Annotated in this window: 16 protein-coding genes; 1 reads left to right on the top strand and 15 read right to left on the bottom strand. The window is 43.6% G+C overall.

Going from position 1 to position 21,897, the window contains the following annotated elements:
- Nucleotides 1-43: 43 nt before the first annotated feature.
- Entirely contained in the window at nt 44-298 is a 255-nt protein-coding gene (locus BUB11_RS09460) for a Uma2 family endonuclease (protein WP_073029518.1), read from the bottom strand.
- Nucleotides 299-439: 141 nt separating this feature from the next.
- On the opposite strand from BUB11_RS09460, the gene BUB11_RS09465 reads away from it, so the two are divergent.
- Nucleotides 440-736 carry a hypothetical protein gene (locus BUB11_RS09465; RefSeq protein ID WP_073029519.1) on the top strand — a complete coding sequence of 99 codons (297 nt, stop codon included), beginning with the start codon at nt 440-442 and terminating at the stop codon, nt 734-736.
- A 94-nt stretch (nt 737-830) separates the two neighbouring features.
- Here the strand turns inward: BUB11_RS09465 and BUB11_RS09470 are convergent, their stop codons facing one another.
- The 14 genes from BUB11_RS09470 to BUB11_RS09530 all read right to left on the bottom strand — a co-directional run bounded on the left by BUB11_RS09470 (nt 831) and on the right by BUB11_RS09530 (nt 21,775).
- Nucleotides 831-2,528 carry a methyl-accepting chemotaxis protein gene (locus BUB11_RS09470; protein ID WP_073029520.1) on the bottom strand — a complete coding sequence of 566 codons (1,698 nt, stop codon included), beginning with the start codon at nt 2,526-2,528 and terminating at the stop codon, nt 831-833.
- Between the two features lie 309 nt (nt 2,529-2,837).
- A complete protein-coding gene (locus BUB11_RS27520; protein ID WP_159436922.1) occupies nt 2,838-3,014 on the bottom strand; it encodes a hypothetical protein in 177 nt (58 codons plus the stop codon).
- Nucleotides 3,015-3,044: 30 nt separating this feature from the next.
- Nucleotides 3,045-4,526, bottom strand: coding sequence for a putative sulfate exporter family transporter (locus tag BUB11_RS09475; protein ID WP_073029521.1), 1,482 nt, complete (start codon nt 4,524-4,526; stop codon nt 3,045-3,047).
- 104 nt (nt 4,527-4,630) lie between these two features.
- A complete protein-coding gene (locus tag BUB11_RS28250) occupies nt 4,631-4,948 on the bottom strand; it encodes a hypothetical protein (protein WP_073029522.1) in 318 nt (105 codons plus the stop codon).
- A gap of 42 nt (nt 4,949-4,990) precedes the next feature.
- Entirely contained in the window at nt 4,991-6,472 is a 1,482-nt protein-coding gene (locus BUB11_RS09485; RefSeq protein ID WP_073029523.1) for a pyridoxal-phosphate dependent enzyme, read from the bottom strand.
- 174 nt (nt 6,473-6,646) lie between these two features.
- On the bottom strand, nt 6,647-7,888 hold the full coding sequence (gene thrC, locus BUB11_RS09490; RefSeq protein ID WP_073029524.1) for a threonine synthase: 1,242 nt from the start codon (nt 7,886-7,888) through the stop codon (nt 6,647-6,649).
- A gap of 10 nt (nt 7,889-7,898) precedes the next feature.
- Nucleotides 7,899-9,227: a putative aminohydrolase SsnA gene (gene ssnA, locus BUB11_RS09495; protein WP_073029525.1), complete on the bottom strand. Its 1,329-nt coding sequence runs from the start codon at nt 9,225-9,227 to the stop codon at nt 7,899-7,901.
- Nucleotides 9,228-9,566: 339 nt separating this feature from the next.
- A complete protein-coding gene (gene preA, locus BUB11_RS09500) occupies nt 9,567-10,772 on the bottom strand; it encodes an NAD-dependent dihydropyrimidine dehydrogenase subunit PreA (protein ID WP_073029526.1) in 1,206 nt (401 codons plus the stop codon).
- An 82-nt stretch (nt 10,773-10,854) separates the two neighbouring features.
- Nucleotides 10,855-12,204, bottom strand: coding sequence for a nucleobase:cation symporter-2 family protein (locus tag BUB11_RS09505; RefSeq protein ID WP_073029527.1), 1,350 nt, complete (start codon nt 12,202-12,204; stop codon nt 10,855-10,857).
- 577 nt (nt 12,205-12,781) lie between these two features.
- Nucleotides 12,782-15,850, bottom strand: a complete 3,069-nt coding sequence (ygfK, locus tag BUB11_RS09510; RefSeq protein WP_073029528.1) for a putative selenate reductase subunit YgfK — start codon at nt 15,848-15,850, stop codon at nt 12,782-12,784.
- Nucleotides 15,851-15,939: 89 nt separating this feature from the next.
- Nucleotides 15,940-16,446, bottom strand: coding sequence for a xanthine dehydrogenase subunit XdhC (gene xdhC / locus BUB11_RS09515; RefSeq protein WP_073029529.1), 507 nt, complete (start codon nt 16,444-16,446; stop codon nt 15,940-15,942).
- Nucleotides 16,439-17,320, bottom strand: a complete 882-nt coding sequence (xdhB, locus tag BUB11_RS09520; protein ID WP_073029530.1) for a xanthine dehydrogenase FAD-binding subunit XdhB — start codon at nt 17,318-17,320, stop codon at nt 16,439-16,441. Before xdhB ends, xdhC begins: the two co-directional genes overlap by 8 nt.
- 15 nt (nt 17,321-17,335) lie before the next feature.
- On the bottom strand, nt 17,336-19,696 hold the full coding sequence (gene xdhA / locus BUB11_RS09525; RefSeq protein WP_073029531.1) for a xanthine dehydrogenase molybdenum-binding subunit XdhA: 2,361 nt from the start codon (nt 19,694-19,696) through the stop codon (nt 17,336-17,338).
- Nucleotides 19,697-20,005: 309 nt separating this feature from the next.
- Complete coding sequence (locus BUB11_RS09530; RefSeq protein ID WP_073029532.1) at nt 20,006-21,775, bottom strand: sigma-54 interaction domain-containing protein; 1,770 nt, start codon at nt 21,773-21,775, stop codon at nt 20,006-20,008.
- Nucleotides 21,776-21,897: the final 122 nt, after the last annotated feature.

Below are 21,897 nucleotides of genomic sequence, written 5' to 3' on the forward strand. Positions count from 1 at the left end.
TCATTCAGGCGAAAACTGATGCCTTTGATGTCTGCGCACTTCTCTATAGCAGTATCTCCTTATCCTTCGTAAATACTAAACCCAAATCAATCTCCAAGTCTTCAAATATTTCAACCTTGATTTTATCATGGTATTGATACAGCCCGCTTCGTTGATACTTGTTATCCTTATTAAGAACATATACATCCGCAACCTTATCTAAGGGAAATGCCAACCAGTATTCACTTACTCCGTTCTGCTCGTACAAGAGGAATTTTTCCTGCATATCCTTTTTGACATGTGAGTGATATAATTCCAATTATAAAATCAATGGGACCCTTACACCTCTTTTTGTCCCCTTTAAAAAGATGCGACATGTTTCTATTGCGATTATTCTTCCAATCTATGATTAAGTGGTTATCATTGATTACGAAGTGTTAATTAAGGAAGTGATTATAAGATGGATTTAACTGAATGGGTAAAAATACAGACTCTCTATGACTCTGAAAAGCAAGCCTCGAGAATTGCAACTATTGTAGCCACAACCGAAGCAAGATTAGCCAATCAACAGCAAGGACCCCAGTATGAGGTGGAAACACGTGTGGAGCAAGTTGAACATAAATGGCAAGTGTTTTGGCGTAAACTATTTATTGGGAATAAAACTGGCTGTGGCGGAGGCTGCGAGTCATGTAACACCCCCACCGCACCCAGGAAAAACAAAGCGAAGGTGATACCTTTTAGGAGACCTTCCGTATAATCAAACCAGAACCCACTGAATGCTTCTTTAGCATCCAGTGGGTTTTAGTTTGCCTACACAGCCTGACTAAGCGGACAAGTTGTTTGCCTATTGCCTATATCTTATATTTTTTACACATTTCGACCAATTTGCTTGAGCTAGCCTTTACATCCTGTGTCTGTACAACGACATCATGGGACTTTCCGGAAATAATCGCGACCTTTTCTGCAATACTGCTTGTGCCTAAGGCAGACTCATTGCTTGCATGAGCTATCCCGGTAATGGACGATACCATAGTCTGCACTGATGCCATTATTTCTTCTGACGCGGCACTAAAGTCCGCGGTCATATTAGTAACCATGATAGCATCATCGTTATACTGCTCTCCGGTTACAACAAGCATTTCGTAATCTTTAATCACCTGATTACTAATGAACCCCAACATTTCTTCTGATGAAGTAACCAAATTCCGAACCGCATCCAGAACAACACTCGTTACATTCTGTATTTCCGATACATCATTCTTCGAATTCTCCGCCAGTTTCCGTATTTCTTCCGCTACCACAGCAAATCCCCTTCCTGCTTCGCCCGCCCTGGCTGCTTCTATGGCTGCATTCAAAGCCAGGAGATTCGTTTGTGATGTAATCTGCAAAATAGATTCTGATAGTACACCAATCTTCTCCACTTCTTTAGATCTTTCTATTGCATCAAAAAGTTTTTTCTGAGTTGTTTCATAAATATTGTTTGCCGTTTCTTTCGAAAAAACAGCTTTAGTTCTAAGCTCATTTGCTCTATCGCTAATCAACAAGGCTCTTTCTGCACCATCTTGAGCCTTTGTTGAAATTGATTCAATGGCTGATTCAATTTCTATTGCAGAGGCACTCATCTCTTCCGCGGAAGCAGCGGATTCCTCCATTCCTGCCGATATTTCTTCTGTTGTAGCAGATACTTCCACAATTAAGTTTGAAAGATGATTAATCGTTTCATTTGTATTAAAAACCTTATCTCCCATATGCACTGACTCATTAGTAATAACCCTAATCATTTCTCTAAATGAATCTTGCATCAAATTAAAGTTCTCTGCTAACTTTCCAACTTCATCCTGACTAAGTACATTAATATGTTTAGTTAAGTCACCTTCACTATTCGCCATTTCTTTCAGCTTACTTAATACCACAAGAATTGGATTGACGACACTCTTATTAATGTAGAACCATGATAAAATCGTGATAACAATTGCCAGAAATATTGAAACTATCACCAGAATTATAGTATTTTGAATGGATTGCTCAATCTTAGTTATTGAGTATTGGATATGTTCAGATGAAGCGGTTTTAAAATTATCCACATTATCATTTATTGCTTTAGCGGTACTGTCGAATTCTTCCATCATCAAATTACCTTCATCCGGGCCACCTTCAATATAAGCTCGAGCCATCCTCTTACCAGTTTCATAATAAGGAGTAAATTTCTTGTCAATATCGTTAATTTCAACTTCTCTATCAGGATTTATTTCTATGAGCTGGGCAATGATCATTTCAACATTTTGTGCATGCTTTTCCGCTTCATCAAAGCCGTCATCAAATCCCTCGGCTGCTCCCGTTGCACTTATATCTGTAAGCCATTGCTGAACTTGGACTACATTAAGCTTTAATTCTTCCGCTTTTGAAAGTGTAGTAAAATACTTCTTATCCATTTCTCTAACCTGCTCTAGATTATTATTAATTGAGATAACCTGTATAATCATAAATGTCACGAAAAGTACGAACATTCCAAAAATCGGCAATATCATTTTGATTTTTATGCTTTTCATTTAAAAGTCCTCCTTAAAATCTCCCATATATTATTATACTATATATTAATTATATAGTGATATGTTAATAATAAGCGAAGTATATGTTAAGAAAAGGTTAAACTTGCCAAAAATTTCTTCAAAGTGGGATTAAATCATAAAGTTCAATTATTCGTTAGATCTTCCTCTATTTATTGTGTAATAGGCAAAATGAAACCCACTAGATTAGAACTTTGTATCTAGTGGGTTTCATTTTGCCTAAACAGCCTGAAAAGTGGATAAATTGTATGAGCTTTTACATTCCTTTATTAACTTTGGAATGTTCCCTTACTACTCAAATACTTTAAAGACTATGATAAAGACCACCATTAATACTAAACCCAGCCCAAGCGTAATGGAGATAAGTTTTTTCTCCACAGGAAGTAAAGGGTACCATTCATCCTCAGAGAGCACTTCTTGAACGTTTACCGACGAATGCTCCTCAGTACGCAGTTCGCTTTCTGTCATATTCCAAACCTCCTTTATCGACTTTTAAAGCTAGCCTCCAATTACCGGCGGTGTGATGCCGTGGTAGAAAAGCCAGGAGACAAGCAGTCCGAACCAGATAATGAATCCAAATAGGCAGATGACATATACCCCTACAATTCGTCCCATGCCAGCTGCCCATAGTTTACGTACGTTGGTAACCATACCAATCGAGAAGAAACATAATGCAAAGAAAAATGTCCTCAAAGCGTTTGCTTGGTCTGCGCCTACTGTTGCCGGCTTCACTATGCCGGGATTATTCAAACCCAGCAAAAGCAGAATCAAGAAAGTCAAGCCAAAACCAATAATGAATTTAGGGAAGCGCTCCCAAATTTCTCCCGCAGAAACCTTGCTGCCCACGTTCTTGGTCTTGGATTTGTCAATTCGAAAAACTGACCAAACAACTGCTAGAATAAATGCCCACACACCAATAAATATGTCAATAAATACTTTGGTGGTGGTAGCTACCATTAGAATCCAGCCTTCTTCCCATTTAATCCCCAGGTCTGTAAGGGCTTTGGCACGGATAAGAGAATCAGCAATCGCGCCACTAGACACCGCACCGCCGTCACTCTTAACCGCTAAACCCATCCAGGAACCTGCTACCATAGGTTCGCTATATAACCAAGTCTGCGCCAATAAGGGTAATATGAGCATTTCAACGGCCACAAAAACAATAATGACAGCAGACAAAATAGCCGGTATTAATGCTCGAGCTCGTATGGCTGCGGAGGTGGCTATAGCTGCCGAAACCCCGCAGATAGAGACACCGGATGCTAAAGGCGCAGCCCATTCAGGGGTAAATTTAAAGTATTTGCGCGCAATAAAATAGGTGACCGGCCAATAAATTAAATAAGCCTCGATTACAGCGCATAATCCCCGGATAATTACCGTGTTGGCCAGTCCAAGAGCACCTACCGTCTTGATGCCGATAGCCGCACCCAGGATCACAATCCCTGTTTTAATGAACCATTCGGGCTTGGCTGCTCCCTCAAGGTACTTGGCAAAACCTTGAAAAAAATTCCCTATAATTAATCCTACAATCATAGCAATAACAAAACCCATTTCTCCCAGACTCAAAGACCAGGGAATTTTAAGACTGGCTTGTTTGTCTGGAGTTGCAGCGATGTATCCATTGTTACCTAAAAACAAACAGAGAAACGTAATCCAGAAAATGATGCTGAAACCAACAATGTATTTTTTTGCTTTTGTGCCCATAGCAACAGCGCCGATGGTGGTGATCCCCATCAAGAATAAATAGGTTAACAAAGCCGAATAAATGCCGGGTAAATTTTGAAAGGTTTTAGACACCGGTGCGAGGGCTTTGGATGAATCTACCCAGACATTGACTTTTACCACCCAGCCTAATAGTTCCATCCCAAAAACCGGCCCCATACTCAATAAAAAAATAAACAACCCAAGCCAGACAGCCCACCAATCCTCGCTTTTGAGTACTGGCTTTTTCCTAAAAAGCTCATTACCTTCTGCGATCATGTTCTTCATCCTTTCTTCTTAAATCTAAAAAAATTCTGCCCATCAACTTTTGCTAAGCCATATTACCACCCCCTAATATCTTCTATTCTGCTTCTCCGGAAATATCACCAACAATATTTGAAGTTCTTTCCAAATACAAAGGGTTTTATTACATACAATGCAAAAAGACCGTCATCGCTTAGTTCCGATAACGGTGCTTTTATCTTGATGGGCTTTTTTCCAAATCTCTCTGTATCTTGAGTAAGAAGTTGTCCCCTTCGTACAACAACCTTCCCATTGACAATCCTGGTATCCACTAAACTCTGGTTCCCGCAGCACACAATCGGAACCAAGGGATCATGAGAACCTGCAGAGGCTACATCCCGCAAATCAATCAGAATAATATCTGCAGCCTTGAAAAAGAGGCAGCGGTTCCTGTGCAAGAACCGCTGCCTCTAGAGAATTGATTTACTTATTTTAGATATTTATTTCGAAATACCGACTTTCTCATTGAACTGTTCGATGAGTTTATCGAGTTCCGGTCCCATCTGGTGCAACTTGCCCCAGTATTCGTCATAATCATACCATTGGGCATTAAGATCGTCCACATCATACTCTTGTTGTTCAATCCATGTGTAGTACTTAAGGTTGTGGATACGCTTCTTGGTCATGTAAGTTAACTCTTCCATGCTGTCAGTTCTAACACCCAAAACGTTTCTGTTATGATCAATGGCAGCGTTAAGCGAAGCATATTTACTGCCTCTTTCCGCTTCCATTTCCTGCAATCTCGACTGATACATTTCTGCAGAGTCTGTAAGGACCGTCATAACAATGTCATTCTCGGTCAACTCATAGTATTTGGCAAATTTTATGCAGGATAGGATGTTTGCTGCACCGGAAATTCCAACCCAAGAAAGCTTCTCAATAACCTCTTCAGATATCCCTTGCTCTCTCAAATAGTCCTGGCCGGCAGGTTCATTAAAGAGACGGAACAGTCCTAAGCTGTCATTGTCATCAATGGCGATGACCATATCCGTATTTTTTACATTATGAACCCAGGGGATATGTTTATCCCCGATTCCTTCAATTCTATGTTCACCAAAACCATTATCCAGCAAGGTTGGGCATTGTAAGGCTTCGCCAACAGCGATTTTAGCATGTGGATATTGATCTTTTAAATAGTCTCCGCTACCCAGCGTACCGGCAGAACCCGAAGTTAAGCATACTCCCGCAAATTTCCCCTTCGAGCCGATTTCAGCTTTGATAATATCATGCATAGCATTTCCGGTAACTTCATAATGCCATAAATGATTACCGAGTTCTCCAAATTGATTAAAGATCACGACGTTATCACGGGTTCTTCGGAGTTCCCAAGTTTTATCATAAATTTCCTTGACATTACTTTCACTGCCGGGAGTTGCAATAATTTCCCCTGCGACGGTCTTCAGCCATTCAAAACGCTCTCTACTCATATTTTCCGGTAAAATAGCAATCGATTTGCACCCTAATAAGGCAGAATTGTAGGCTCCGCCACGGCAGTAGTTACCGGTTGAAGGCCAAACTGCTTCATGATATTTAGGATCAAATTGTCCAGTCACTAAGCGAGGTACTAAACAAGCAAAACTTGCACCAACCTTATGAGCACCCGTCGGGAAATACTTACCTGCCATAGCTATAATTCTAGCTTTAACCCCTGAAATTTCAGAAGGGATTTCAACATAGTTCGGCAAGGGATTAAATAAGCCGCCATCTTTAACAGGTTGGTTTTTCCAAGAAATTCTGAACAAGTTAATAGGGTCAACATCCCATAAGCCGGTTTTCTTCAACTTCTCTTTTACTGATGCAGGTATCTTATTTGGGTCCTTCATTTGGGCCAAGGTAGGAATAACAACATTTTTTTCTTTAACACTCTGAACGGTCTTTTTTAGTTGCTCTTCATTAATGGTTAAATTGATCAAGCTTCTCATATTTGACCTCCTTCAATTCGTGGTTCAATATTCGTGTAGCGTGATTCGAAATTAGGTAATCGTTTACTTCTGTCAGGCAATTCATGAATTACTTTTACGTCGTCCTTTTCGTATATCGCGTTCGCAGTTCGTCACTTCCCGTTCGAACTTCGAACAACGAATATCGAACCACGACTAGACCTTCCCTTCCAACTTCACCAAGAGTTCCTTCAGGGAAGGCTCAACTTTGATGGGCTCGCCCACTGCTTTAATCGCGTTTTGTACGTCCTTCAATCCATTACCTGTGACAATAGAAACGACTTTTTCGTCGGCTCCTATAACTCCTTTTTCCACCAGGACCTTAAGCCCGGCAGTTCCGGTCACACCGGCAGGCTCTCCGAAAATACCGCTTGTTCTGCCCAGTTCACGCATGGCATCCAAGATAGCCTCATCGGATACCGCGACCATCGTACCACCCGATTCACGAACAGCGTTCAAGGCCTTATCCGGATTGCGCGGCACTCCGACTGCAATACTGTCGGCAATCGTGTTCTCTTCCTTGGGAGTCCAAGGGCGATCTTCCAAGAAGGCATCGACGAGGGGGCAACATCCTGTAGACTGAACCCCGGCAATTTTAGGCAAGCGATCGATCCAGCCGGCATTATAGAGGTCCTTAAAGCCTTTCCAGACCCCGGCGATAGTGCAACCATCCCCAACAGAAAGAATCACCCAATCCGGTACTTGCCAGTTTAATTGCTCGGCGATCTCCAAAGCAACCGTCTTCTTCCCTTCTACCAGGTAGGGGTTTATAGCTGCATTACGATTATACCAACCAAAACGTTCAATCGCCTCTGCTGAAAGTCTGAAGGTGTCTTCGTAAGACCCTTGAACACTAATCACTGTAGCTCCAAAAATCAGCAATTGGGCAATCTTCCCTTGGGGTGCACGGCTTGGAACAAAAATAACCGATTTAATACCCATGGCAGCGGCGCTGCCTGCCAAAGATGAGGCCGCATTACCGGTAGAAGAAGCGGCGACTGTCGGTGCCTTTTCTTCCACTGCTTTAATGACAGCAATAATCGAGGCTCGGTCTTTCAGCGAAGCTGTCGGATTCTGACCGTCGTCTTTAACATACAGGTTACTCATACCTAAACTTTTCCCTAAACCCTGAGGTTTGTAAAGAGGGCTCCAACCCACTCTCAGATGAGGGCGTGCAGAGTCCGGACCAATGGGCAGAAAAGGCAGGTAGCGGAAAATTGAATAGTCTTTGGACTGGGTTAGTTGCTCACGAGAGGTCAGTCGATTGATTTCTTTGTAGTCGTATTCTACATCCATAATGCCGCCTTTTTTGCCGCAGGATGGACAAGTATACGTACCCGCCTCAGCAGGAACTTGCTTTCCACAATCAATACAGCGCAGTCCTAATACATTCTTCATCAAGATCACCTCAAATTCTATTCCAAAGTTTCTGAGACAACTCCCTGGAACGAGCACCGATAGCTACTTCATCAATGTCTATGAGCTTTCTGTCGAGCATACGTACGCGCCCATTAATGACGGTTGTTTCAACAGACCGTCCCGAAACTCCGAAGAGGAGATGTCCGCTCCAATTGTTGGACCCTATGGGAGTCGGCGGTACATAATCAACAACGATGACATCCGCCCATGCACCTTCGGTCAATTCGCCAAATTTCCCGCCAAACAAGTCTGAGGCAATCTCAGGGTTATTGCCATAAAGCATTTGCGGCACCTCACCCCAAGCTACACTCGGATTAGCCATGGCATGTTTATGAAGGATGTTTGCCACTTTTCCGCTCTCAAACATGTCACAGGTATAGCCATCCGTCCCAAGTCCTACCTTAACCCCTTCACTGAGCATTTTTAGAACCGGAGTTACTCCGACGGCATTCCCCATATTTGATTCCGGATTATGCACAACTTGGGTTTTTGAAGCTTTTAAGAGATCGATTTCATGATCATCGATATGCACACAGTGAACAGCAATGGTTTTTGGTCCCAGAACTCCGAATTTCTCCAGCCGTTCAACCACCCTCATCCCATATTTGGAGAGACTGTCTTCTAGATCTTCTTTTCCTTCTGCAACATGAACGTGAAATCCTGCTCCTAAGCGTTTAGCTTCCTCGCTGCACTTTGTCAAGGTCTGATCGGATAAGGTCAGAGAAGCATGGAGCCCGAACATTCCAGCGACCATGGGATCTGGGTGAGCCTGACACTCGGCAATAAAGTCGACATTCTCTTTAATTCCCTCTTGGGCAATCGCATCTCCATCTCGGTCCGAGACTTCGTAACAAAAAGCAGCACGCACTCCCATTTCTTTAGCAGCTTTTGCTAATGTGGATAAACTGCCTGTAATAGCCATAGGACTGGCATGATGGTCAACAATTGTGGTCGTCCCTGTCTTGATGCACTCAATCAAAGGAGTCAGTCCACTGTAATAAACGTCATCCAAGGTTAATAGTTTATCAAGTTTCCACCAAAGTCCCTCTAAAATATCTCCGAAGGTTTTAGGAGGTTTGCTTTTAGAGTCCATTCCGCGGGCAAATGTGCTATAGAGATGCATATGCGTATTGATCATTCCAGGCATAATAAGTTTTCCGCGAGCATCGATAAATTCTGCATCAGGGAACCGCTTTTGTAAATCTTGAGTTGAGCCAACCTCTAGAATATTACTGTCTTGGATCAGAACACCGCCATCTTGAATCACTTGATTACTTTTGCCCATGGTTAAAACCGTACCATTAGCGATCAAAATCATTAAACCATCATCCTCTCTATATTAAAGTGGTTATAACCTTAAAACCTATTTAGAAAAATTGGCTGGCGCCTGAAGACACTGTCTTCGCACGAATTAGTCATTCTGTCAGCCATAGGCACAAGGGTTAGTTGCATTATGCGCCGGCCATGACTCGAACAGGACGTTCGAGATTAGAGCGCTGTCACGGATGACAGGTGCCATAGTGCTTGAGTGTCCCCGTAGCCGGGACCGGAACCCATAGATGCTCGAGATTTAGTACCGCCACAGAAGGCAAGGTGTTGTAACGGTATGAGGGTCTGACTAATATGAAAATATCCGACAACATGGCATTGTATTATTTCACAACGATGTGCTTTGTTTACCATTGGGTCGGATTAAAGTTATCGCCTTTGACAAACACATAGAGCGACAAATACCGCACCCTATGCACTTATTAACTTCAACTTGAGGCAGTCCATCAACCATGCTTATTGCTCCATGTCCACCTGATTCGCACGCAATGCAGCAAGCTCCGCACCCATTACAGTCTTCTTTCTGAATATGGGAAACGACTTGAATGCCTCTCGGAAGTCTGGAATGATCTACCAAATAGGGCAGCGACTTACCGATTACCTCCGTCAGACTCTGGAAACCCTTTTCCTTCATCCAACCTTCTAAACCCGGCTTCAGTTCATCAATGATCCCTAAACCGAACCGTAAAACAGAGGTGCACAATTGCAAGGTGCTTGCGCCAAGAAGAAGAAATTCAGCACAATCTTTCCAATTAGCAATTCCACCGCTGGATGCAATATCCAACTTAACCTTTTGGGCAATTTCAGCTGTACAGCGCAAAGAGATCGGCTTCAAGGCAGGTCCGGAAAGTCCTCCATAGGTTGAAAGCCCTGCAATATTAGGATAAGGAATTAAGGTATCTAAATCCACGCCGGTAATGCTTTTTATTGTATTTATGGCACTGACTCCGTTGGCACCACTGCGTTCAACCGCTTCAGCAGTGGCCATTATATCAGAATCCAGTGCTGATAGTTTGATGACAACAGGAACATCCCCGGCTGCTTCTTTAACCCAAGAAGCAATTTGTTCCGTTCCGACAGGCTCTTGTACTTTAGTACATAAAGTCCATTCAGTACCATGGGGATGCCAAATGCTGCATTCAATAATATCCGCACCCGCTTCGACAAAACGTTTAGTTAGCGATTGCCAATCTTCCTTAGTAAAGGCCATAATACTGGGAACGACCACTTTATTCGGAAACATTTTTTTAAGTGTTCTCACATTTTGTTCAACAATTTCAACAGAATGTTCTGAGACGAGATCTATGTTTTGAAGACCGATAAAGGCATTTTCTTGTTCTATTCGGGTGACCATGGGGAAAACTCGACTTACTATTCTGGAATCAACCGCAACAGTCTTTAAGACCGCCCCTGCCCAACCAGCTTCAAACCCTTGAATTAAAAGATGCAAATGGTCTGTGGCCGGAGACGGAGCTAAGATAAAGGGGCTTTCATGTTTTATTCCGCAATAAACAACGGATAAATCAACTGTCATTTTCTAAAACCCCTTCAATGCGTGTTGCATTTGTTTGGAATCAGGAAAGGTGAGAGAGAAAGCTCTCTCACCCTAGTATTTCTTACTCACGAATTCCAGCGTTTGCTTTGAGTTCGTCTAAGTCTCCTGCCCCTTTGCTTCCATTAAAGAAAGCATTGAGGACAATAGCTACGATTGAACCTAGCGTAATTCCACTATGCATAATGGTCTGACTCCACGAAGGGAAGTGTTGGAAAAATGTTGGAACCATTACAGGGATAACACCAATTCCGATACTGATAGCAACGATGAAAATATTAGTATGGTTGCGTTCGAAGTCAACTTTAGCGAGAGTCTTAATCCCACTTGCAGCTACAATTCCGAACATGGCAATCCCTGCTCCGCCAAGCACTGCGTTAGGCAAGGAGGCAATAATTGTAGCCATCTTAGGGAATAAACCTAAGACGACCAAAATTATTCCGGAGGTTGCCACGACGAAACGACTCTTAACACCTGTTAAACCGACTAAGCCAACGTTCTGGGCAAATGCAGTGTAAGGGAAGGCATTGAAGACGCCGCCAAGTGCAGTAGCTAAGCCATCTGCACGTAAACCTGCAGTAAGTTCATCTTGACCGATCTTTTTGCCGACCATCTCACCAATAGCCAGAAAGTCTCCCGTCGACTCTACCATAACAACTAACATAACCAAAATCATAGAGATGATCGCCCCGACATCAAATATTGGGAAACCGAAGTAGAAAGGTGTTGTAATGCCTATCCAAGGAGCGTCAGCCACACCCGCAAAGCTTACAAGTCCGAAGGGGATGGCTACTATAAGACCGATAATTAACCCCAGCAATACGGCAATGTGGGAGAGAAAACCTGTAAACAGTTTATTGATCAAGAGAATGCTTATAAGTACAACGGTGGCCACGAAGATAAACGTTAACGAACCGAAATTCTTATTTCCTATTCCGCCCGCAGCCCAGTTTATACCTACCGGCAAGAGAGATATCCCGATGATGGTAATAATAGTCCCAGTAACAATCGGTGGAAAGAAGCGGATCAGCTTACTAAAGAAGGGTGCCGCTAAAAACGTAAATAGCCCCGCCACAATAACTGAACCAAAAATCATCGTCATGCCGCCCGACTGAGCCATGATGACCATGGGCGTTACAGCAGCAAAAGTAACCCCTTGAATAACCGGAATTTTGATTCCAATTTTCCAGATCCCCAGGGTCTGGAGCAGGGTAGCAATTCCACAAGTGAATAAGTCTGCGTTAATTAAAAAGGCAGTTTGTTCAGGAGTTAACTTTGCCGCCCCTGCAATAATCAAAGGAACTGCAACCGCTCCAGCGTACATAGCAAGTACGTGCTGTAATCCATACAAAAAAAGTTTTCCGGCAGGCAGCATTTCGTCAACTGGTGCCACTCCATTGTTGGTATTTGCCATTATTAACTTTCCTCCTTATTTTAAGTGCGGTGAGATTAATTAAACCAACAGTCACCTCCTTATAATCGATATCCTTGAGTAAGTCCCGCAACTAATTCAAGGGGTCTACTTCGCTTTGACCTCTTAGGAATCTCAGATACCCGTTTGTTTAACAAGATCGCAAGCAAAGTATTAAATTTTGGGTCATGGGTCCTTTGCAAGGAGCATTGTTGCGCCTATACCTTGTTTCTGTAGCAATATTCGTGCCAACTCGATTAATTAAACTGAAGTTGCCTAAGAAACGACCTTTTCCTACTTTTGCCCCTATTTATCTTTATCAAAAAGATAAATTTAATTCAGGGTTTTCAAGTCTTCGCCTTCAAAAAATGTCTGTATATGGGGCAGAGAGTCGAATATGTAGGTCTTATCATTATGATAAGATTCGTACCTTAATGATAAGATTTTTCGATAGAAGAATTGCTTTTTTAGATCACCAAAAGAAATTCCACTATCGGAAAAGAAAATTGCTATAAACCATCATGGTTTTAATCCCGAGAGAGGTCGACTCGCGAAAGTTCGACCTCTCTCAATATGTGCATTAGTTCAAAACTTTATACAGATATTCGTAGTCTTTGTAGACGGTCCAGATAAAGGCCGCAACCTTATCGTCAATCGGTACATCCGTATCGCCGGATTGATCAAACTTCACCTTGGATATTTTGTCATCAAGGCGCAGCATAAATTCTCCGGCAGAGCCGTCACCTAAGAAATAGAAGCCAATATTAGGACTGTCCATGAAATCCTTTTCAGTCCAGAAAAGAGTTAATTTGACTTTATACGGTTCACTGGAATATGGGCAGAAGGTTCCACAGTTTCCGCAGACATTGCACATTCCATCCACGTGCAGGATCTGATTCAGATTGGTGAAGCCCTTGCCATTGACCGGAATCATAAGGTTGGCACGGTTCGGGCAAACCTCGGCACAGATATTACACACTTTATTACACTCTAAACATCTGTCTGATTCTAGTTTGTCATCGGCAACCGGTTTCATAACAGCTTTCTTTTCAGCAATTTCTAACAATTGCTTTTCATGATTAAAGGAGATTTTTGACGTGAACTCTTGTTTGAATTCCAGCCCTTCTTTTTTCAGAATAGCTTTAGCCGCCATGGTGCCATGCTTAGCAGCTCCAACTACCGTCCAAGGTCCAGCAAGGGCATCCCCGCCGATGAAGACATTTTCCACGCTGGTTTCCAGGGTTTCCTCATTGACGAGAATCTTCCCTTTCTCCCCGACTTCAATTCCATTGCTCTTCAACAGATCATAATCGATTAATTCCCCAATGGCAGATAAAAGGGTATCGATCAACAATTCTTCAAAGGCACCCTCAACCGCCACAGGTCTCCTTCGCCCGGATGCATCCGGTTGACCCAGTGCCATCTGCTGGCATTTCAAGACCCCTTTAGTCAAGGATAGCGGAGCTAGAAGTTCCTTAAAGATTACCCCATCTTCCTCTGCATAGATCAATTCTTCATGGTCTGCAGGCATGTAGTCTTTGGTTCTGCGATAGACGATATAGACATTTTCTACACCCTTGACTCTTAACGCAGCCCGAGCAGCATCCATGGCGGAATTCCCACCGCCAACTACCGCCACGTTCTTACCGAGTTTCAGGGCATCTTTATTGGCATTAAAGGCTTCCAGGAAGGGAATTGCTCCCATGACCCGCTCTTTATCCCCGTTGATGTCCAGATCGTTGGTCTTACCTGCACCAATGGCCAGATAAACGTACTGGAATCCTTTTGCTTTGTATTCAGCCACCGAAACATTTGAGTCAATGCCAAATTCGAACTTAACACCCATTCTTTCGATGAGCTTAATATCTTTAGTGATCGCTTCTCTCGAAATTCTGAAATCCGGAATAACATATTCGACTGTACCGCCGGCTTTCTCTCGCTTATCAAAGACCGTAACCTCCATGCCTCCTTTGGCAAGGAAATAGGCTGCAGCCAGTCCGGAGGGACCCGCTCCGATCACGGCGACTTTGGCCGATGACTCCGGTTTAAGGGCAGGGAACTTCTGCATATAGGCATCATAGCCCTTTTCAGCGGCGACTAATTTCTGCCCGCGGATATGCACGGATTCATCATAGTCTAACCGAGTACATTTAGTCATACAGTTATGAGTACAAATGGTACCTGTGATGAAAGGGAATGGGTTTTTAGACACAATGACATCAAAGGCTTCCTCATAGCGGCCTTCCCCTACCAAACGCAGATATTCCGGAACATCCTGCTCAATTGGACATCCAACTGTACAAGGGGCAATGAAGCAATCGAGAACCGGGAGCTTTAGCTCTGTTTTTCGATTGACCAGATCTCTCTTTTCTTTGAGATGATTGGCATCGCTTAAGGAACTTTCAGCAAGGGCTTTTAATTTCTCCATATCCAGTTTGCCGGACTCCTTATTATCCATGAGAGGATCTAAAATGTCCGCCATTTGTTTAAAGCGCATATAGGCTCCGGGTTTTAACAAGGTGGTAGCCACAGTGATGGGCTGGATTCCCGTCTCGAAGATGCGATCAATATTGAAGGCATCCGCCCCACCCGAATAGGAGATTTTGAGATCCCCCTCAAACTCAGAGGCCAACTTATAGGCCAGGTTAATCGTCAAGGGATAAAGGGCTCGACCGGACATGTACATTTCTTCCCCTGGCAGTTCCGATCTGCCAATCTTTACCGGTAAGGTGTTGGACATCTTGATCCCAAAGTCTTTTTGCTGCTCTTTAGCAAAAACCTTAAGGCGTTTTAACATCTCAACTCCATCCTTAAACTGCAGGTCATGAGTAAAGGATTCTTCCTTGAGCTGAATATACTTGTAGCCCATTTTATCGAAGGTGTTCCGCACATACCCATACCCCAAAAGCGTCGGATTCATCTTGACAAAGGTGTGCAGTTTCTTTTCACTGAGCAGGTATTTAATAATGGCTTCAATCTCTGCCGGCGGACAGCCGTGCATGGTCGACAAGGTGATGGAAGTACAAATATTCGGTGAAATCTGTTCAATAAAGGCACGATCGACCTGCTTAAACTGGCCAACATTCTCAAGTAAAGAAGCGAGACACTCCTTATAAATCTCAGTTCCCGAGGCATCCTTAAGCCCCTCAATAAATTCATCGACTTTAGGAGATTGAATTCCCTTGAGGTCATACCCCACACTCATATTGAACATAAAACGTCGGTCACTTTGGTTAAACAGCTCTTTTTGCAACACATGGAGCGCGAACCATGCTTTAACATACTCGTCAAAGGCGCCCATTATCGGCAGCTCGGTAGACCACTCTGTGTTGTAGCACTCATCTTCTGCCAAGATACAAGGTTTAGGAATCTCTAACTCATCCATTATTTGAACGGATTTTAACTCAAAGAAACGACTTCCGCTTAAATAGGAAGCAATAATATTTTGAGCAAGTTGGGTATGGGGACCGGCAGCCGGACCAACCGGAGTATCCATAGTTTCGCCAAAAAGCCCAATTTGTTGATCATTGCTTTTTCGGAAAAATTTGACCTCAGAAACTCCAAAAATGGTTTGAGTTCGACTATATTCTTCAAGCATCCAGTTGACCAGTTTATTAAAGGGAATCGGGATCATTTTGTCACTCATCATTGCCTATCATTCCTCAATTCTTATGTTTTGATGGAGATTCTTCACTTGGGTCGCTTGGGTCGGGTAGCTTCTCCTGAAGCATGTTCCAGCTATTTTCCTTTGTAATGAGGGCTGTCAACACATGTGCAAACATGTCCTTCTAAAGACTTTTCAGCAGCTTTCAAAATGCTCTGATACCCGGTACAACGGCATAGATGACCCGAAAGTTCTCGTTTCAACTCTTCTCGGGTGTAATCTTTTCCGCTCTCCTTCAAGGCCGTAGTGGTCAAGACGAGGCCAGGGGTACAGAATCCACACTGTACAGCACCCTCCTCGACGAAGGCTTTCTGAACATCAGAGAGCTCTCCGTTTTTCTCAGCTACACCCTCAATGGTTTTAATGTCCTTGCCATCTGCCCAAACCGCCAAGTAAATGCAGGTATCATAAGGAACACCGTCAATGAGCACACTGCAAGCACCGCATTCTCCTACCCCGCACCCTTGTTTAGCACCCGTAAAACCCAAATGACTTCTTAAGACATCCAGCAAGGATTCGCGTACATCCACCTCGAAATTATAAGCTTTTCCATTCACCGTAAAGGCAATTCGTTTAAACAACTTCCGCACCTCCTGCGTTGACAACGGCTATTTTCAGAGCTCTTTGCGTGAGCTCTTCCACCAGATGTTCCCTGTATTCTTTAGATGCCCGCCAAGAGGTTCGCGCCTTGGCAGATTTAACTGCCAGCTTTCCAATCTCCGCCAGGGTTTCCGATGAAATTTTCTTGCCCTTGGCATACTCCTCCGCCTCAAGACACCTTAATGGAGTCGGACCTGCAACCCCAAGCCCAATTCTAACCTCATCGAAGTTTCCGCTTTGCACTTTGCAAACAACCGCCACTCCGAGGGTGGCAATATCCATGGCTTCACGCATGGCAAACTTAATGTATTGCCCGCCAAATCCTTTGTAATCCTCCGGTGCAATAAGAATCTCGGTAAGAATTTCCCCCGGGTTCAAGGCAACCTTGCCCGGTCCCAGATAGAATTCACGAATCGGAACCACACGCTCCCCATTCTTATTCTGTAGCTTCAAGTGGGCATTGAGGGCAAACAAGGATGAGGCACTGTCTGCCGATGTAGCTCCATTGCAAACGTTTCCGCCGATGGTCGCAATATTTCTAATTTGCGGACCGCCCATAGAGATGGCCGCTTCCGTTAAAATCGGAACCAAATCCTTCAGCATGGGATTGTGAAAAATCTTAGAGAAGGTAGCCATGGCACCAATAACAATCGTCCCATTTTCCGCTACGCTAATACTCTCCAAGGATTTAATCTTGCGCAGGCTCAGGAGCTCGGCATCTTCAAGTTGCCCCCCGTGCATTTTGATAAGCACATCCGTCCCGCCTGCAATAAGTTTCAGATTAGGGTTATCCGCAAGCAACGCTGTTGCTTCGCTTACAGTTTCAGCATCATAGTATCCTTTAATATCGTACATCTCATCACCGCCTTACTAGATTAATCCCGTTTCTTTAAACTTTTCAAAAACGCGTTGGGGATTCATCGGTATCCGATTAAAAGCCACATCCGTTGCGTCGTACACTGCGTTGCGTATAGCAGGTGCAGGAGAAACTATTGGAGGTTCTCCCAGTGATTTTACGCCAAAGGGTCCGGTTGGATCCTCTTTTTCAACGAAGGCTGCACCAATATCCGGGGTATCCATGATCGTAGGAAGTTTATAGTCCAATAAGTTATTATTAAGAGGTTTACCCGTCTTCTCATCAAAGAGCAACTGCTCAGAGAGCGCATAACCTATCCCCATACTGACTCCGCCGTGAACTTGCCCCTCGGCCAAAAGCGGATTGACAATCTTGCCTGAATCATGAACATTGAAGATTTCCAGAATCTTAATTTTTCCGGTCTTGATATCTACTTCTACCTCTGCAAAGGTTACCCCATAAGGGATTGCATTAATTCGCGCATTATTCGAGACATCACTCGTAATTGGTTGGGCATTAACTCTGTCATAATAAGATTGCATCGCCACAACTTCTAAGGCTATGACTTGTTCCCCCGAGTCTTTAAAGACCACAAATTGATCCTTGATATCTAAGAGATGAGCAGGAATATCCGTCATTCTGTTTGCGAAAGCAAGAACTTTCTCTTTAACTTCCAGAGCTGCCTTTTCTACCGCCATCCCTGATACATAGGTTTGTCTTGAAGCATAAGACCCGGTATCAAAAGGGGTAATGTCCGTATCCTGGGTACTTATCACGTGCACCATATACATGGGAATCCCCAGAACCTCAGCCACCATTTGAGCAAAGACCGTGTCACTTCCTTGACCGATTTCTGTTGCTCCCAGTTGCAGCTGAACTGAGCCATCTTGATTCATAACAATACGGGCTCCCGCAAGTTCTAAGGCCACCGGGTAAGTCCCCGAAGCATAGCTGAAGCAAGCCATGCCCACCCCCCGGCGTTTGTCTCCGCTCTGGTCCTTATACAAAGCCTTTTTGGCATCCCACTTAATTAATTCCCTGCCCTTATCAATGCATTCCCGGATACTGCAGCTCATAATCTTATTTTTACTTAATAGGTCTACGTGCCCGACTTCAACCAGATTTTTCTTCCGAATCTCGATAGGATCCATCTTAAGCTTTTTCGCTATATCTTCCATATGAGATTCAAAGGCAAAGAATATCTGGGGCGTCCCATACCCGCGCATCGCTCCGGCAACGGGCAAATTGGTGTAAACAGTAATGGGTTCAAATTTCAACGCCTTTGTGGGATAGAGGTAGCGGAATTTTCCTCCGCCGCTGCTGGCAATAGAATGGCCATGAGATGCGTAGGCCCCGGTATTCGAAACAGCCGTTATATGAATTCCGTTGATCTTGCCATCGTTGTTAATTCCGGTCTTGATCTTAAACTTAAACGCATGGCGAGTACGGGTATCAATCATCGCCTCTTCACGAGAAAGTTCCAGCTTCACAGGTCGGCCACCCACAGCCAAACTCATGGCAACATTCAAGGGCTCAATACAGACATCCTGTTTATTTCCAAACCCGCCCCCAACATAAGGCTTAATTACTCGCACCCTGCCCCAGGAAATACCCAAGGATTGGGCAACTATCCTGCGTACAATATGGGGAATCTGAGTCGAGGTCATGATAACGATTCTTCGATCCGAATCAACATAGGCATGGGATACTTGATTTTCCATATGGCAATGTTGGACAATACTTGTTTCGTACTCACCTTCGATAACATGATCCGATTCTTTCAAGGCTTCTTCAATATTCCCTATGGCGTATCCGTTTGAAGCCAGAATGTTTCCTTCACAGTCATCATGGATCAAAGGAGCACCTTCTTTAAGGGCAGCGTCAGTGCTGGTTAAGGCTTCCAACACTTCGTATTCAACCTCAATCAACTTTAACGCCTTTGAGGCGATCAACGCATCCGTCGCAACCACAGCCGCTATATTGTCTCCTACGAATCGAGCCTTCTGAGTTAAGATATAGCGATCTTCTTTGTCACGATGACTTTCATCCAGAGAAAAAGGATGCCCCGCGGTGCCATATTTTAGTTCTGCAACATCAACTTCGTCCGTTGCAATAGCCTCAATCACCCCGGGCATGGCAGTAGCGTATCGAATTTCAGGAAGATCTTTATAGGTTAGAACAGCCTCAACACCGGGCAAGGCCTTCGCTTTGCTTACATCGATTGATTTTACAATCGCATGGGCATAGGGACTATGCAGGATTTTCCCAACCAACATATCCCGTTCCGAAAAATCATCCGTATATTTGGCCTTGCCTGTCACCTTGGCTACAGCATCGACTCTTGTAACGCTTTTCCCTACAACTGTATAAGCCATTTTGTTTCCTCCCGTCCCTAACAATTATTGACCTTTTAACGGTTCTAGCATATGTAACCGTGCAAAATTCATGCCAACAGGCTCATCTGTCGAAAAATCAGTTAACTCCCCGAGTTTACATTTAAGTTAAGTAAATATATTTATCACATTGATAGGCCGAAAGTTGGATAACAGCCTTGACCTCCAGTAATCTCTCGTTATCATAATGATAATAAAATTATCAAACTAATAGGTGTCAATCATTATGATAACACCTATTAGTTTGATCTATCTTTCATTAGACCAAAGCTTCAAATTCTCTTTTCAAAATCACTCAATATTGTAACGAGCAAGTTTGCGATAGAGGGTTGCTATTCCGATTCCCAAAGCCTTTGCGGCTCTTTCTTTACCCTGCACACCTGTTCCAAAGGCCTGATAACAACGCATGATAGTCTCACGTTCAACCTTTTCAAGGTTGAACTCATTTGATTCAGCCCGGCTCTCAATCTTTTTCAATCTCGGAGATAAATGTTCCTCAGTTAAGGTTTCATCTTTGGCTAAATTCATGGCATACTCCATAATGTTTTGCAATTCACGAACATTGCCAGGCCACCCATAATCAAATAGCCTTTGACGGAATCCATCCGATATAAATCGAACCTCTTTATTAAGCTGTTGATTAAACCCTTTAATAAAGTGTTCAGACAAAATCTGCAAATCCTCTTTGCGATCCCGCAAGGGTTTTATATCGATAGGAATCACATTAATCCGATAATAAAGATCTTCACGAAATTCTCCCTTAGCCATCATTTCCTCAAGGTTTCGATGAGTTGCCGCGATAACTCGGACATCGACAGGAATCGGAGCTATTCCACCAATCCGTTCTATTTGACGCTCCTGCAGCACCCGAAGAATTTTAGCCTGCAGAAACAAGGGCATGTCTCCTATCTCGTCGAGAAAGAGAGTTCCTTTATTGGCTAATTCAAACTTTCCAATTTTACCCCCTTTGCGCGCTCCGGTAAACGCACCTTCTTCGTAGCCGAAGAGTTCACTTTCCAGTAATGCTTCCGGAATCGCCGTACAGTTAATTGCCATAAACATACCTTGTTGTCGGGAACTGAGATTGTGAATTGAGCGAGCCAACATTTCTTTCCCTGTTCCACTTTCCCCACGAATCAAGACTGTCGACTTACTTGCGGCAACAACCTTGGCTCGTTCACGAATCTGGCAAACTGTATCACTGACACCTAAAATATCGTCAATGGTGTACCCTGCATCTTGTAAGGAAAGCCTATGGACAATTCGTCCGATTTCATCAAATGGGCGCAAGGTCACGCCAATGCTCTTGACTCCCTCTTCACCATCTATGGGCAAGGCGCGCAAAATCATTTGAACCCGATTTTTCTTAGTTTCCAAATGCACTTCCCGCTCAACGACTTCATTCACATTAGTCCCCGCTCTGAGAATATCCGCAACAATTTGCGGTATGAACAAGCTCTTCAGATGACTTCTCGGGGTCAGTAAATTAGTGCTGAACAAGCGCTTGGCCGCTTGATTATAGTGAAGGACATTTCCCTCGAGATCGACGGTTATGAGCCCTTCTTCTAAGCAATCGATAATTGAATTAAGATAGTGATTGGCTGAAACCAGACCCGCCAAAAACTCTTGTTCTTTCATCTTTAGGGCAATAGTTTCCGCCATCTTGGTTAAGAAAATCAGATAGGATTGTTGGTTTTCTTGAATGAGTTTAGCTTGAGTTTCATTAAAGCAAATAAGACCGATGGCTCCCACTGCCTTATCGTCCACATTGATCGGAGAAACGACTTCGTATTTCTCAGAACAATTCCCCCGGGCTTTACACGGGGCGCATAGGGGATGAGTGCCGGGCGTTTCTATAACGAATTGATGACCGGTCCGCAAAACTTCCTGGTATATATACCCTTGCCGATCCATGGATTGACCGACCCCTTTGTGATACCTGCCTGTTCCGGCAATACGCATCAGATTATGATCCGCTACCTCAACATCGATTTTCACAACAGTGGCAATTGCTTCAGCAATTTGTTGCGCATAATCTTTAACGGCCATAAGTTCAACCATTAAGCTACCCCCATCAATACTATTATTTCTCATAAAGTCGGTTAATATGACAACTATCTTGTTTTTGCTTTACAAATTGATTAATTTGTTATTTATTATTCGTTTCAAAATGATAATATCCT

The organism is Desulfosporosinus lacus DSM 15449 (assembly GCF_900129935.1).
GTDB classification, from domain to species: domain Bacteria; phylum Bacillota; class Desulfitobacteriia; order Desulfitobacteriales; family Desulfitobacteriaceae; genus Desulfosporosinus; species Desulfosporosinus lacus.

Bases quoted from the DNA above. Each gene is read 5' to 3' on its own strand.
- BUB11_RS09465 (WP_073029519.1), top strand. From the start codon at position 440: ATGGATTTAACTGAATGGGTAAAAATACAGACTCTCTATGACTCTGAA.
- BUB11_RS09470 (WP_073029520.1), bottom strand. From the start codon at position 2,528: ATGAAAAGCATAAAAATCAAAATGATATTGCCGATTTTTGGAATGTTC.
- BUB11_RS27520 (WP_159436922.1), bottom strand. From the start codon at position 3,014: ATGACAGAAAGCGAACTGCGTACTGAGGAGCATTCGTCGGTAAACGTT.
- BUB11_RS09475 (WP_073029521.1), bottom strand. From the start codon at position 4,526: ATGATCGCAGAAGGTAATGAGCTTTTTAGGAAAAAGCCAGTACTCAAA.
- BUB11_RS09485 (WP_073029523.1), bottom strand. From the start codon at position 6,472: ATGAGAAGCTTGATCAATTTAACCATTAATGAAGAGCAACTAAAAAAG.
- thrC (WP_073029524.1), bottom strand. From the start codon at position 7,888: ATGAAGAATGTATTAGGACTGCGCTGTATTGATTGTGGAAAGCAAGTT.
- ssnA (WP_073029525.1), bottom strand. From the start codon at position 9,227: ATGATTTTGATCGCTAATGGTACGGTTTTAACCATGGGCAAAAGTAAT.
- preA (WP_073029526.1), bottom strand. From the start codon at position 10,772: ATGACAGTTGATTTATCCGTTGTTTATTGCGGAATAAAACATGAAAGC.
- BUB11_RS09505 (WP_073029527.1), bottom strand. From the start codon at position 12,204: ATGGCAAATACCAACAATGGAGTGGCACCAGTTGACGAAATGCTGCCT.
- ygfK (WP_073029528.1), bottom strand. From the start codon at position 15,850: ATGATGAGTGACAAAATGATCCCGATTCCCTTTAATAAACTGGTCAAC.
- xdhB (WP_073029530.1), bottom strand. From the start codon at position 17,320: ATGTACGATATTAAAGGATACTATGATGCTGAAACTGTAAGCGAAGCA.
- xdhA (WP_073029531.1), bottom strand. From the start codon at position 19,696: ATGGCTTATACAGTTGTAGGGAAAAGCGTTACAAGAGTCGATGCTGTA.
- BUB11_RS09530 (WP_073029532.1), bottom strand. From the start codon at position 21,775: ATGGTTGAACTTATGGCCGTTAAAGATTATGCGCAACAAATTGCTGAA.